Here is a 12445-nt window from a genome sequence, read left to right on the forward strand (position 1 = left end):
AGTGGTGGGGCTACGCGATTCGTTACCTGTGGTGGCGTGCGCCTTCTCGCCAAGTGCTCGGCCCCGCGGCAGGTCCGCTCCTAGACTTCGGTTGTGGATGTTGCCTGGCTCGAGAGCTTCCTGGCGCTGGTGGAACACCAGAGCTTCACCCGGGCCGCGGACGCGCAGCACATCAGCCAGCCGGCGTTCAGCCGGCGGATTCGCGCGCTTGAGCTGTGGTTCGGCGAGGAACTCGTCGACCGGTCGACGTTCCCGGTGGCGTTGACTGCGGCGGGTGTCTCGGTGCGCGCCGGTGCGATGAAGACGGTGGGTGAGTTGACCGCGCTGCGGGAGGAGTTCCGCGGGCGTCAACGGTCGCCGCGCAACGCCGTGCGTGTGCTCGCCACGCATACACTGGCGACGACCTTCTTCGCGCCATGGTGGACGAAGTGCGACGGGGGACCGGTGGTGCTGCTGCCGACGAACACCCTGAACGGCTACGACGCGTTGCTGCATGGCGGCTGCGACCTGTTGTTGGCCTACGCCGACCGAGGCACACCGGTCAGCATGCTCGGTCCGGATGCCGAGTGGCTTGTCGTCGGTCGTGACGAGCTGGCGCCATACCGGGCGATTGACGCGACGTTTGATCTGCCGGGGACAGCCGCTGCGCCGGTGCCGACCGTCACCCACGGCGTCGGGTCGTTCCTCGGCCGGGTTACCGAGCGCATCGTGGTGGCTACGCCCACATTGCATCTCGAACCGGTCATGCAGAGCGACCTGACCGCTACCCTGGCGGCCATGGTGACCACCGGGTTTGGCGTCGGTTGGCTACCGGAATCGCTTGCAGGGCAAGGTGTTTCGCAAATCGGCGACGCGTCGCTGACGGCTGAGCTGGAGATCCGGCTCTATCGGCTACGAGGCGGCGCCGCATCGCCCGCGGTCGACGCCGTATGGCGGACCGCAGGCGAGCTCAGCGGCACTCCGTGATCAGTGCGTCCGCCAGCAGGTCCGTCGGATCCAACAATTCGCCCGGCGAGCCGGTCAGCCGGTCGGCCGCGAGCGGCAGCTCCGTGCACGCCAGCACGGTCAACGGTACATCCGGAAGCGCCGCGGACAGGTGCCGCGCACCCTCCGCCGGGGCTCCCCGCTTGACCGCTGCGATGGCCTCATCGACCGATTGCTGCGCCTGCTCATCGGGGATCGCGAGGTCGAAGTCTTGCAGTCGTTCCTGATAGATCCCGCAGGCCAGCGTGCCGCGCGTCCCGAGCAGCGCCACCCGTCGTGCGTCGCGCTGCCGCAGCACGCGAGCGGTCTCCGCGACCATGTCGACGAACGGCAGCCCGGTGTCGGCGATCAGCCGGGGCAGGAACGCGTGCGCGGTGTGGCACGGCATCGCCGCGATCGTCACCCCCAGCGACTGCAGGTGTCGCGCTCCGGCGAGCATCAGCGGATAGGGATCGGTGCTGCCGTCCAGCAGAGCGGCGACCCGATCGGGCACTGTCGGGTCCGCCCAGATGGCCACCCGCAGGTGGTCCTGGTCGCGGATGGCCGGCGTCCGGGCGACCAGCTTCGCGTAGAACGCCGCGGTGGCCGCCGGGCCCATACCGCCCAGGATTCCGACGAGCGGCTCGGTCATTGGAATGTCGACCGGTAGCCGAACAACCCCGCACTGCCGCCCGTGTGCAGGAAGACCACGGTGTCGGTCGCGGCGAACTTGCCGTCGGCGATGTTGCCCAGCAGCCCGGCGAAGCCCTTTCCGGAATAGACCGGATCCAGCAGGATTCCCTCGGTCGAGGCCAGCAGCCGTATGGCGGACACCATTTCATCGGTCGGTACGCCATACCCGCCACCGACCCAGCGATCGTCGACGAGCACGTCGTCCCGGCGCACGGTGCCACCGATGAGCTCCGCGGTGCGTTCGGCAAGGCCGAAGACCGCATCAACCTGCTTGGTTTCGGGCTGGCGGACGCTGACGCCGAGCACCTTGGCCCGGCTCCGGACGGTCGCCAGGCCCGCAACCAGGCCTGCCTGCGTGCCGGCGCTTCCGGTCCCGTGGACGACCCAGTCGACAGCAACCGGCGCCGCATCGAGCTCGGGAGCGCAATCGACATAGCCCAGGGCGCCGATCGGGTTCGAACCACCACCCGGTATGACGTAGGGGTGCTTGCCGTCGGCGCGTAGCTCGTCGGCCAGCTCCTCCATCGCAGCCTGCATGTTCGTGCCGGCCGGCAGCCGGCGCACGATCTGGGCGCCTAGCAACTCATCCAACAGAACGTTGCCGGAGTTTTCGTACTCCTCGTCACGGACCTGGCGTTGCTCCAGCAGGATCTTGCAATCCATGTCGGCCGCGGCCGCCGCGGCCGCGGTTTGCCGGGCGTGATTCGACTGCGTTGCACCCTGGGTGATCAGCGTGTCAGCGCCCTGCGCCAACGCGTCGCCGACCAAGAACTCCAGCTTGCGGGTTTTGTTGCCACCGGTCGCCAGGCCCGTGCAGTCGTCGCGCTTGATCCATAGGTCAGGGACCTGACCATGCTGCTCACGCAACAGGCCGGTCAGCCGCGACAGCGGCTCCAGCGGAGTAGGGAAATGTCCGAGTTGGGTGCGAGCGAATCGCGTCATCTGTACCACGCAGCTATCAATAGTGGACTCACGTACTTGCTGTCCAATGCGTCCTGAGCACCGCTCATGCGTCTCACGCATACCGGCCATTAACAGTCGGGAAACCGTTGACGGTCGGATTTCCGTCAACTTAGAGTGACGCGTCGAATAGCTTCACTGCGAGCGATCAATTGACCGTAAATCGCGCTCGCTTCACATTTCCCTTGGCCGCGACAGCCGATTTCGAGTGGAGAATCAGTGACCGCAACAGAAACCCACACCACTGAACCCGGCCCAGCATTCCGGGCCGTAGAACGCGTTGGTAACAAGGTTCCCAGTGCCTTCTGGCTTTTCTGGTATCTCCTGATCGCCACCGGCATCGTGAGCGCGATCCTCGCGGCCACGCACACGACAGTGACCACGCCAGGCACCGACAAGACGGTCGCGGTCAACAACATCCTTTCCATCGCGGGCTTGCAACATCTGCTGAGCACCTTCGTCGCCAACTTCATCGGATTCCCGCCGCTCGGTGTGGTGCTCACCGTGCTACTCGGTGTGGGCGTTGCCGAACGCACCGGCTTCCTCAAGGCCGCCGTTGTGGCCTTCCTCGCGCACGTGCCGGCGAAGCTGGTGCCCTTCGCCGTGATGTTCGTCGCCGGTCAGGGCCACGTGATGGGGGATGCGTCGGTCATCGTCTTGCCCCCGCTGGCGGCGCTGGTGTTCCGTGCCGCGGGCCGTCACCCGCTCGCTGGGTTGCTCGGCAGCTTCGGCGGCACGATGACGGGCTACGCGTCCGGCGTCCTGATCGGAGCGCTGGACGCGAACCTCTCCACGCTCACGGCCAGCGCCGTACCGCACGGTATTAACGCCAACACGTCCGTGCTCATGAACTACTGGTTCCAAGCCGCGTCCGGGCTGGTCATCCCGATCGCGACCACCTTCGTGCTGGTGCGTTGGCTCGAGCCGAGCTTGCCGAAGTTCGATCCGGATGCTGCGGGGGACGCCGCCGAATTGTCGGCCGGACTCTCGCAGCGTGAGCGGAAGGCGTTGACGGCAGCACTGGTCGCGCTCGCCGTCGTGCTCGCGGTGATCCTGGCGGCCTGGCTGGTCCCGGGCGGGCCCCTGCAGGGCAAGAACGGGGATCTGATCGTGTCACCGTTCTTCACCGGCATCGTCCCGATCCTTGCCCTGGCATTCTTCGTGGTGGGCGCCGTCTACGGCGTAGTCGTCGGGACGGTGACGCGGCCGGAGGACCTGGTGACGATGATGGCCGACGCGCTGCGGAGTATGGCGACGTACATCCTCATTGCCGTCTCGGCCGGGCAGTTCCTGGCGATGTTCGGTTGGAGCAATGTGGGCACCTGGATCTCATTGCACGCCGTGAACTCGCTGCGATCGATGCACATCGGCGGCTTCGGCGTCATCGTCATCACCATCGTCTTCTGCGCCCTCCTGGCGCTGCTGATCACCTCTGGCTCATCGCTGTGGGCCGTGCTGTCGCCGATCCTGGTGCCGATCTACACCCGCCTCGGGCTCGAGCCCGCGGTGGCGCAGGCGACCTACCGTGTCGGCGATTGCCTCAGTCACGGAATTTCGCCGGTCAACCCCTATGTGTATGTGCTTCACGAACAGGCCAAACGATGGGATCCGCGCTTCACCCTGGGGATGATCTTCAGCCGCATGATGCTTTTCGTCCTGCCGGTAGCGGTCATCTGGACGGCGACTCTCGCCATCTTCTATTTCGCACGAATACCGACGGGTCCCGGGACATCCATTTTCCTGGGCGGATAGCACGGCAGCCAGTAACTCAATGAAACGATGACCAACGAAGAGGACGAAAGCACATCATGAATGTGGACATCATTGCGCTGCGCCGAGAATTCCACCAGCACCCCGAGCCGGCGTTCTGCGAGATTCGGACCGCTGCGCGGATCGCACAGACGCTGGAGGCGATCGGGATCGAGCCGCAGACCGGCGACGCAGTCATCGACACCTCGGGCGTCGTCGACTACCCGACAGAGATCGCTCTCGAGGCGGCGGCGGACTTCGCCGTCCGGACGGGAGCGGATGCGGGGTGGACCACCCGCATCCGACAGTCCGGCACGGCCGTGATCGCCGACCTGCCGGGGGACCGGCCCGGTCCTCGGTGGGGTCTACGGGTGGACATCGACGCACTGCCGATCCAGGAGTCGACCGAACCGGATCACTTCCCGGCGGGGAACGGCTTCGTATCGTCGGTGAGTGACGTGATGCACGCGTGCGGGCATGACGGACATGCCGCGATCGGCCTGAAACTGGCGGAGCGGCTCGTGCAGGATCCGATGTTCCCGGGCAGCTTGCGGATCATCTTCCAACCGGCGGAAGAGGGTGGGCGCGGCGCCCGCAGCATGATCGGCACCGGCGTGGTCGACGAGATCGACCACATGCTCGCCATACATCTAGGTCTGGATCTGCCCACCGGGCACGTCGTCGGTGGGTCCTCCGGTTCGTTCGCGACGACGAAGCTGCGTGCTCGTTTTGCGGGTGCGGCCGCGCATGCTGCGGCCTCTCCGCAGGAGGGTCGCAATGCATTGGCTGCTGCCGCGGCCGCCACCCTCGCAGTCCTGGCGCAGCCCCGCTTTTCGACCGCCGACACGCGGGTGAACGTCGGCACGCTGCACGGTGGCGAGAGCGTCAACATCATCCCGTCGTGGGCAGAGCTGACCGCGGAGGGCCGGGCCGTCGACGACGCGGTCATGGCGGATCTGTGTCAGCGCATCGTGCGCTCAATCGAGAACTCCGCCGCGGCGTTCGACTGTGGGGCAGAGGTCATCGAAACGGGTGGGTGTCCGACAATGGCTTCGGATCACGCTCTGGCAGAGCGAGTTTCGCAGATCGCCGCGTCGCTCGGTGCGACGACGGAGGTGCTCGGGAAGATGTCCGGCACCGACGACGCGAGCCTGTTCATGCGGCGGGTGACCGAGCGTGGCGGCGTCGCGGACTACATCCAGATCGGCGCGGGCAATCGGCATCCGCATCACAGTCCGCGGTTCGACATCGAGGAAAGTTCGCTCGACCTTGGCGTCGCCCTGCTCGAGAAGCTGCTGCGCACCGCTGGGGACCAGGCGCTGCTGTAGCGAGGCGATAACTTCCTGATGCGTGTTATCCCAGGATCGGCACTTCCAGTTCATACGCGCGAATCACGGCATGGCGCGATCGTGCTCTTGGCGCGGATGCAGGAAGCCGATGGTGCGGCCGAGGCCGTGACTCGGGATCGTCAGCACATTGTCGAGCGCGATAACGCAGTCGTGGTCCAAACCGTTTGCCGGCCCGGCGGGCACCTCGCTGAACAGTCGCTTCGCGCTTGACGTGAGCAAGGCAGGTTACGCGCATCGCTTGGTCTTTGATGTGCGAATGACCGGTGGACCAGGTCGTCGTCGTCGGCGCCTTGTTGCGCAAAGATTTCGACATTCGCCACTGGCCGCCGACCATCTCGCGTGCGACTGTCCCGGTCGCCAGTGCGGCCCGGCTCGGAGCTCCCGGAGGCGGCCATGCGGATCTCGATACGCTCGCTCGTTCCTCACGAGCTATTCGACCAACGAGTGGGCGCTTGCACGTTCCTCACGAGCTACTCGACCAGCGAGCTTGGGTCCGCGCACTTGATCTCGATACACCCTCCTCCTCTGCGCTCCTCCGGGCACTCGATCAGCGTGCAGTTGCGGGCATTCGATCAGCGTGTGTGGAAGGCCCTGGTCGCGACTGTGCGCGGCCAGGGCTTCCATGGAGCTGATGTCAGGAAGGAGCGGTCACGAAGCCGCACTGACCGACAGCGCGACGGCCGACGGTGCTGTATTGGTAGCCCGGGGGCTGACCCTCGACCGCGTCGCCGAACTGCGGCGCGGGGTAGTTGTTGAAGCAGATGATGTTCTTGCCGATGGAGTTGTGCACGACCTCGTTGGCGTCGGGGTCGAGCAGGTAGTTGTCGATCAGTGTCACGTTGCCGCCGATCGTGCTGCGGATGACGCCGAACCACACCGACGTCAGTCCGATGACGGTGAGGTCGCCGCCGATGACGTCGTCCTTGACCGAGAACGGAATGAAGCCAGGCGGATTCATGCCGGAGCCGCCGCCGAGCGAGGTGACGCTGTGCCGGACGGTGATGCCGTCCAGTGCGGCGTTGTAGACCCGGTTGAGCCAGACGCTGCCCTTGATCAGGACGGTGGACTGTTGGCCGGCATACGGGCCGTTGCCGTCCGGACCACCTGCGGTGCACCCACCGTGCGCGGAGGTGCAGCCCAGGCCGATCGAGGAGCCGGGCCAGCCGATCACATTGCGACCGACGGTGACCGTGGACGGTGCGCTGTCGGCATCGAGCATGGCGCCGTTGCGCACGGTCAGATTGCCCTTGATGGTGATGTGGGCGTTCGCCGGCACCGAACAATTCCCGGTCACGGTGACCGACGCGTAGGTGCCGGAATGGATCGTGCCGCCATGGCAGGTGTAGGCGCGAGGGCGGTGGTGGTGGCCGGTGTATGGCGCAGCCGACGCCATACCCGCAGGGAGCATCAACGCTCCAGCGACAGCCAGGGACGTCGCGCCTCTGAGCCGCAAACTTCTCTTCATGGGTGGTGCCTCCTTTGCGGACGGCCGGGTGACGCGGCCGAACCTTTCCGGAGTACGCCTGCGAGAAGGGGTGCCGAGGATTAATGCGATCGCGGAGCCGGGACGCAATAACCCCTGCAACAGGGGTACCGCAGGTCTCGGATTTCGCGTCGTTTGAATAGGGATGCTCAGGGTTGCGGGTGCCTCGGGTCTCGATACGCGCTTCCCCCGCTTCGCTCCTCCAGCGCTACTCGACCAGCGAGGCCGGCGAGGCGGCGTGGCGCGACCAGCGAGGCGGCGCTACTCGACCGGCGAGGGCGGCTGCGCCGCGATCTGAGATGGGTGATTGCATACGCCACGCACGCACTTCCGGTGTGCCACATTCGATTGTCGACAAAGTTTGGAGGGCGGGACCTCGAGATGTTCGCTCGTTCCTCGCGAACTCTCGGTCACCGCAGGAGAAAGGGAGCCGGACACAACTGTGAGTGAAGCGAACACGACGCCCGAGCACGGGCCGAAAAAGCTGCGGCCACGACACATCACGATGATCACGCTCGGCGGGATCATCGGCTCGAGCCTCTTCGTGGGCTCCTCCAGCATCGTCCACTCGGTCGGGCCGGCCGCAGTGGTCTCCTACCTCGTCGGCGGGCTGCTGGTCTATCTCGCGATGCTGATGCTCGGCGAGATGGCCGCGGCACGGCCGGAGATCGGCTCGTTCATGGAATATGCCCGGGTCGGCATGGCGGACTGGGCGGCATACCTCGTCGGCTGGCTCTACTGGTACTTCTGGGTGGGCGTGCTCGCCTACGAGGCGGTCATCGGCGGCCACACGCTGCACGGCTGGCTCGAATGGTTGCCGTCCTGGCTGTGGTCATTGCTGCTGCTGGCCGTCTTCGTCGTCAGCAACCTGATCTCGGTCCGGTCCTTCGGTGAGGCGGAGTTCTGGCTGGCCAGCATCAAGGTCATCGCGATCGTGGTCTTCCTCGTCGTCGGCACCCTCTTCGTGCTCGGCCTCTGGCCGGACGGTGATTTCACTGTGCAGAACCTCTGGCAGCACGGGGGATTCGCGCCGCAGGGCTTCGGCGCCATACTCACCGGGGTGGCGCTGGTGATCTTCTCCTACTTCGGCACCGAGATCGCCGTCATGGCGTCCGCCGAGTCCGAGGACCCCGCCAAGGGTGTCAAACTCGCGACCGTCACCGTCATCTGGCGCGTGCTGCTCTTCTTCGTCGGATCGATCCTGATCATCACCATGGCGATCCCGTGGCAGGACCTGCCCGAGGCGACCGGTGTCGCGAACGCACCGTTCACCGTGCTCTTCGAGAAGTTCAACATCCCGGCCGCCTCCAACATCATGGAGCTGGTCATCTTCTCGGCGGTGCTGTCGGTGCTCAACTCCGGTCTCTACTCCGCGTCGCGCATGTTCGCCGCGCTCGCCGACAAGGGCCTGGCGCCCAAAGCCGTGAGTTATCAGGCGAAGAACGGCGTCCCGGTGGTCGCGGTCTTCGCCTCGACGATCGGCGGCGTCATCGCCGCGATCGCCAACTTCGTGGCCCCCAACTCCGGCATCTTCGACTTCATCATGAACTCCGCCGGCCTCGTCGCGCTCTTCGTCTACGTCTTCATCGCGCTCACCCAGCTGCGGCTGCGGCAGAAGATGAGCCCGGAGGAAGCGGACGCCCTGCAGGTCAAGGTGCGCTTCTTCCCGTGGCTCAACGCGCTGCTGATCGCCGGCGTCCTGGCCGTCGTGATCATCATGCTGACGACCGACACCGGCCGCACCCAGGTCTGGACCAGCCTGGTCGCCACCGGCGTGCTGGTGCTCTTCTGGCCGGTCGTGCGGCGCAAGCTTCAGCGGATGCGGGCGCAGGACAAGCAGGAGGCCTACGCGACGGTCGACTGACCTCGGCCGTGGTTGTGCCACCCTGGGCGCATGCGTGCCGTCACCTGGGTCCTCATGCTGCTGCCGCTGATCCTGGTGGTCGGCGCCGTGCTGCTGATGGCACGCGGCATACGGAGGTCGCCTGCCCGGGGCAGCGCCGGCTACGACGTCGCCGCCGGCACCGGTGTCTGGTTCGCCCGGGTGCGTACGCCCGGCACCTTCTCGGGCGGCTGGGGCCAACTGCGGGTGTATGACGGACAGGTCTCCTTCACCCCGGACGGTGCCCGGTCGCCGGCCTGGTCGATGCCGGCGAATCAGCTACGGGTGCAACGCCCCTCGAGTATGGCGACGACGTTCCACGCCGAGCTGCCGCAGCTCGGTGAGGTCACCATCGAGCCGAGCACCAGCAAGTTGGCGCGTTGGCGGTCCGCCGGGTCGTGGGCCGGGTCCAGCTACCGCACCACCCAGGACGTCGTCACGATCCTGCAGGGCTGGGGAGCGCGTCAAAGTTCGTCCGGATGAACGATGTCGATGCCCGAGATCGACATCGAGAAGTCCTTGCGATTGTTGGTGAGGAAGCGCTGCGCCGGCCGTGACGGGGGCGCACCATCAGCGGACGCGCTCAGCGCGGACCTGCCGCCAGGGCAGCAGCACCCAGAGCGCCAGGAACGCGATCGCTACGACTGCCGCGACGACCACCCCGGCGGTCTGGCCCGCGACGACCCCGAAGACGAAGAACACGGTCAGCACGATGGTCACCGCGAGCATCGTCAGCCCGGCCTTGGCCAGCCGGTCGCCGAAGGTCACCACCACCTCCTTCTCGTGCCGGCGGAACAGCCACCGGTGCGCGCTCACCGGCGCGACCAGCAGGATCACCGAGATCACCGCGCACGAGACCGCGGCGAGATATTGGCCGGTCTGCCAGCGGCTGAGCTGCGAAAAACGTTGCTGGAAGGGCAGAGTCAGCAGGAACCCGGCGAGCACCTGGATGCCGGTCTGCGTGACACGCAGCTCCTGCAGCAACTCGGTCCAGTTGCGGTCGGCGCGTTCGGCCGGTGTCTCGTCGCGGTCAGCGTTGCGCATGCGTCACGGTATCTGGTCCGGACGTGGATCAACCAGCCACGGGGCGGACGATCTTTGTCCACATCCTTCGCGTGCTACGGGGCGGACATCGAGGGGATGTGGATAACTGTTGACGCTGAAAAGCGTTGTGCGTCAAGTGGATTCGTGAGATACTCGAACACATGAACGACGAATCGCGGAGAGAGGGCGAGGGCGCAGCCTGCGTGCTAGACGCGACCGCGGTGCGTGCGTTCCACGACCGGCTCGACGAGGAGATCGCGACCGATGACCCGCTCCAGGAGTTGCGCGCGATCGACGAGCTGCGCAACGCACTCAGCGCCCGAGCGGCGCGGCTCGTGGTCGCTGCGCACGACGCGCAGGAGGACCGGGACGTCCCGCGTGGAGTCACCCGGGACGAGACCCGACGACTGATCGGGGCGCACGTTGGATTCGCGCGTCGCTGCTCGCCGCGAGAAGGGTCGGCGTTCGTCGCGGTAGCGCACGCGCTGGTCGACGACATGCCACATGCTCTGGAAGCGTTGACTGCCGGCATACTCAGCGAGGCGGACGCCGCGCGCTTGACTCGAGAGACCGCCGCGTTGTCTGGCACCGATCGCTCAGCCGTCGACGTTGCCATTGCCCCGTTGCTGGGCACTGCATCCTCCCAACAGCTGATCCGAGCGGTTCGCGAGCAGACCTTTGAGTTGGACCCCGAAACGATCCGTCAGCGACGGCTGAAGGCCGAGTCCGACCGGCGGGTGAGCGTGCGTCCGGGGCCGGACTGCATGGCCTTCCTGACTGCATTGCTTCCAGTGAAGGAGGCGTTGGCGTGCCAGGCAGTGCTGAGTGCCGCCGCCGATGAGTCCGACGCACCGCGAGGGCAGGCCATGGCGGACACCCTGGTGCAGCGCGTCACCGGCCGGGCCCACGCACAGGCCAACCTCGACGTGTGCGTCGATCTGCTGATGCCGTGGGACACGCTGACCGGTGAGGCACCCGCGCACCTACCCGGCTACGGGCCGGTCCCGGCCGACCTGGCTCGCGAGTGGATCGGCACGGGTGACCCCACCGGTCCCAGGATCCGCCGGCTGTTCACCCAACCGGGCACCGGCGACATCGTCGGCATGGACTCCCGCGCACGTCGTTATCCGGGACTGCTCGCGTTGCTGATCCTGCTGCGTGACCAGGTGTGCCGCGCTCCTTGGTGCGGCGCGCCGATCCGGCATACCGACCACATCCGCTCCCACGCCGCCGGTGGCGCGACGACCGAACGCAACGGTCAGGGATTCTGCGCACGGTGCAACTACATCAAGGAGCACCCGGACTATCAGGTCAGCGGCGATGGCGGCGAAACAACCACTCACACAGCAGGATTCATGGCACGCAGTCGGCCGCCTGCGCCGCCAGGGTTGCCACCGCCCACCGGTTCGCACCCCGAACGCCTGCTGATGGACATCATCTGGAAACACACCGTGAGCCAGCACGCGATCGACCGCGGCGACCCACGATCGGAGCCGGACAGGCTGTGAGATAGGACTGTCCCGTGGATGTGCGCGGGGCGGTGGTGGGGATCACGAGTGCGGGGCTGCTCTGCGGCGCTCTTGCCGGCTGTATGTCGGCAACAGGCAGCGCCTCCGGGTCGGCTGTGACCAGGACCGTGACGGTCACCCACGTCGTGACCTCGACCGCCCCGGCTCCGACGCAGAGCGCGAGCTCATCGAGTTCAGCGAGCTCGCCGGCGATGTCCGACGCCGCCGTCGCACACGCCGTGCGGTCGCTCGCGAAGTTGCCGGTGAAGGGACGAGCACCCAAAACCGGTTACGACCGCACGGAATTCGGCACTCGGTGGAGTGATGACGTGAGCGTGCCACTCGGCCACAACGGCTGCGACACCCGCAACGACATCCTGCGGCGCGATCTGACCGACATCACGCTCAAACCGAACACGCACGGGTGTGTCGTGCTGACCGGTGTTCTCGTCGATCCCTACACCCGGACGCGGATCAGCTTCCGGCGCGGCGTCGGGACGAGCAACGCCATCCAGATCGACCATGTCGTCGCGCTGTCCGACGCCTGGCAGAAGGGCGCGCAGCAGCTGACGCCCGCACAGCGACAGAACTTCGCCAACGACCCACGCAACCTGCTCGCCGTCAGCGGGCACGCCAACATGTCGAAACGAGACGGCGACGCTGCCACCTGGCTGCCTGAGAACAAGGCCTACCGCTGCACGTATGTCGCCAAGCAAGTGACCGTGAAAGCGGCCTATCACCTGTGGGTGACCAAGGCGGAGCACGAAGCCATCGCCCGAGTGCTCGCGAAGTGCGCCTGAGGTCTTGCGCAAGG

The 12445-nt window shown here is 66.5% G+C and carries 12 protein-coding genes; 7 read left to right on the top strand and 5 right to left on the bottom strand.

The annotated features are described in order from the left end of the window. Positions 1 to 93 precede the first annotated feature (93 nt). Complete coding sequence (locus tag ACTHL4_RS04850) at positions 94 to 966, top strand: LysR family transcriptional regulator (protein WP_440281608.1); 873 nt, start codon at positions 94 to 96, stop codon at positions 964 to 966. On the opposite strand, the gene ACTHL4_RS04855 is transcribed toward ACTHL4_RS04850, so the two are convergent. Beyond that, on the bottom strand, positions 950 to 1615 hold the full coding sequence (locus ACTHL4_RS04855) for an aspartate/glutamate racemase family protein (protein ID WP_440281609.1): 666 nt from the start codon (positions 1613 to 1615) through the stop codon (positions 950 to 952). The genes ACTHL4_RS04850 and ACTHL4_RS04855 overlap by 17 nt on opposite strands. Continuing rightward, the gene (locus ACTHL4_RS04860; protein WP_440281610.1) at positions 1612 to 2598 is read right to left on the bottom strand and encodes a D-cysteine desulfhydrase; all 987 of its coding nucleotides are present in this window, start codon (positions 2596 to 2598) and stop codon (positions 1612 to 1614) included. Before ACTHL4_RS04860 ends, ACTHL4_RS04855 begins: the two co-directional genes overlap by 4 nt. A 237-nt stretch (positions 2599 to 2835) precedes the next feature. Between ACTHL4_RS04860 and ACTHL4_RS04865 the strand changes: the two genes are divergently transcribed. Beyond that, entirely contained in the window at positions 2836 to 4368 is a 1533-nt protein-coding gene (locus ACTHL4_RS04865) for an AbgT family transporter (RefSeq protein ID WP_440281611.1), read from the top strand. Between the two features lie 56 nt (positions 4369 to 4424). Further along, positions 4425 to 5693 (top strand): amidohydrolase, encoded by a 1269-nt coding sequence (locus tag ACTHL4_RS04870; RefSeq protein WP_440281612.1) that lies wholly within the window; start codon positions 4425 to 4427, stop codon positions 5691 to 5693. A gap of 63 nt (positions 5694 to 5756) precedes the next feature. On the opposite strand, the gene ACTHL4_RS04875 is transcribed toward ACTHL4_RS04870, so the two are convergent. Together ACTHL4_RS04875 and ACTHL4_RS04880 are read right to left on the bottom strand one after the other, a co-directional pair. Further along, on the bottom strand, positions 5757 to 5933 hold the full coding sequence (locus ACTHL4_RS04875; RefSeq protein ID WP_440281613.1) for a hypothetical protein: 177 nt from the start codon (positions 5931 to 5933) through the stop codon (positions 5757 to 5759). A 415-nt stretch (positions 5934 to 6348) separates the two neighbouring features. After that, on the bottom strand, positions 6349 to 7179 hold the full coding sequence (locus ACTHL4_RS04880; protein WP_440281614.1) for a hypothetical protein: 831 nt from the start codon (positions 7177 to 7179) through the stop codon (positions 6349 to 6351). A 460-nt stretch (positions 7180 to 7639) separates the two neighbouring features. On the opposite strand from ACTHL4_RS04880, the gene ACTHL4_RS04885 reads away from it, so the two are divergent. Both ACTHL4_RS04885 and ACTHL4_RS04890 read left to right on the top strand, forming a co-directional pair. Then, complete coding sequence (locus ACTHL4_RS04885) at positions 7640 to 9061, top strand: amino acid permease (protein WP_440281615.1); 1422 nt, start codon at positions 7640 to 7642, stop codon at positions 9059 to 9061. A 30-nt stretch (positions 9062 to 9091) separates the two neighbouring features. Then, positions 9092 to 9562, top strand: coding sequence for a hypothetical protein (locus ACTHL4_RS04890; RefSeq protein ID WP_440281616.1), 471 nt, complete (start codon positions 9092 to 9094; stop codon positions 9560 to 9562). A gap of 87 nt (positions 9563 to 9649) precedes the next feature. On the opposite strand, the gene ACTHL4_RS04895 is transcribed toward ACTHL4_RS04890, so the two are convergent. Then, complete coding sequence (locus tag ACTHL4_RS04895) at positions 9650 to 10123, bottom strand: DUF6328 family protein (RefSeq protein WP_440281617.1); 474 nt, start codon at positions 10121 to 10123, stop codon at positions 9650 to 9652. Between the two features lie 161 nt (positions 10124 to 10284). On the opposite strand from ACTHL4_RS04895, the gene ACTHL4_RS04900 reads away from it, so the two are divergent. Then, a complete protein-coding gene (locus tag ACTHL4_RS04900; protein ID WP_440281618.1) occupies positions 10285 to 11631 on the top strand; it encodes an HNH endonuclease in 1347 nt (448 codons plus the stop codon). Between the two features lie 329 nt (positions 11632 to 11960). Further along, positions 11961 to 12431, top strand: a complete 471-nt coding sequence (locus tag ACTHL4_RS04905) for an HNH endonuclease family protein (protein ID WP_440281619.1) — start codon at positions 11961 to 11963, stop codon at positions 12429 to 12431. Positions 12432 to 12445: the final 14 nt, after the last annotated feature.

Origin of the sequence: Flexivirga sp. (assembly GCF_051955415.1) — a bacterium.
Lineage (GTDB): Bacteria > Actinomycetota > Actinomycetes > Actinomycetales > Dermatophilaceae > Flexivirga.